We start from the raw sequence: 282 nt of genomic DNA on the forward strand, positions 1-282 counted from the left end.
GGGCTGCGACTGTTACCTCACTTGCTCAGACTGACCCCGTAGAACGGTGTCAGCCCGAATGGACTGATCTTGAAGTCCTGCACTTCCTTGCGCATCGGCTGGGAAACCCTGGAGTTGGCAATCGGTGTGATCGGCACCTGCTGCTTGAGAATGTGCTGGGCCTGTTGATACAGCTTGATGCGCTCGTCGCGGTTGGTCGTCAGCTTTGCCTGCTGTACCAGCTTGTCGTACGCCGGGTCGCACCATTTGGCGTAGTTGCTGCCTTTGACGGCGGCACAGCTG

General features: G+C 58.5%; 1 pseudogene. It reads right to left on the bottom strand.

Going from position 1 to position 282, the window contains the following annotated elements:
- Window positions 1-17: 17 nt before the first annotated feature.
- Window positions 18-282 (bottom strand): annotated as a pseudogene (locus EE949_RS28940) (ABC transporter substrate-binding protein); the annotation flags it as partial.

Source organism: Pseudomonas viridiflava (assembly GCF_900602065.1).
Lineage (GTDB): Bacteria > Pseudomonadota > Gammaproteobacteria > Pseudomonadales > Pseudomonadaceae > Aquipseudomonas.